The sequence below is a fragment of the Mesorhizobium sp. M7A.F.Ca.MR.362.00.0.0 genome, assembly GCF_004023175.1.
Taxonomy (GTDB): domain Bacteria; phylum Pseudomonadota; class Alphaproteobacteria; order Rhizobiales; family Rhizobiaceae; genus Mesorhizobium.
Map to the genome: position 1 here is coordinate 570 of NZ_RZTF01000755.1, position 682 is coordinate 1,251.

Genomic DNA, 682 nt, shown 5'->3' on the forward strand with positions numbered 1-682 from the left:
ATGAAGGTCGATCCCGACAATCGCCTCGTTGCCGACACTCTCGAGGCCGAGTGGAACGAGAAGCTGCGGCTCCACACCGACGTTGTCGAGGACTATGAACGACGCGCGCCCGAGGAAGCCGCCGCCCTCGACGCCGAGACGCAGCAACGCGTCCGCGATCTTGCCGAGCAGTTCCCGCGGATCTGGAGCGATGCCCGCATCGATGTCCGCGAGCGCAAGCGTATCCTGCGGCTGCTGGTCGCCGATGTCACCTTAATCAAGGCCGAGACGATTACCGCAAACGTGCGGCTCTCCGGCGGGGCGACCCGAACCTTGACGCTGGACCGGCCGCTGCCGATCTTCCAGATCCGTAAATCCAAGCCCGACTTGATCGCCGAGGTCGACCGCTTGCTCGACCGTTATTGCGATCGCGAGGTCGCCGACATCTTCAATGAACGCGGTCAGCGGACCTGGGACGGCAAGCCGTTCAATCTCAAGAAAATCGCTTTCATCCGCCGAACTTATAACCTGCCCGGTCGTCGCCAGCGCCTGCGCGATTGTGGTATGCTCACCACCCAGGAAGTGGCCGAACGCTTCGAGATCGCCGAGACCACCGTGCATCAATGGGGACGTCAGGGGCTCATCACCAAAGTCTACAGCGACAATCTCAGCCGGGGTCTGTGGGATATTCCTTCCCACCTCG

The 682-nt window shown here is 62.0% G+C and carries 1 pseudogene; it reads left to right on the forward strand.

What is annotated here, in order from left to right:
- Positions 1–682: pseudogene (locus EOC06_RS44615) on the forward strand (recombinase family protein); the annotation flags it as partial.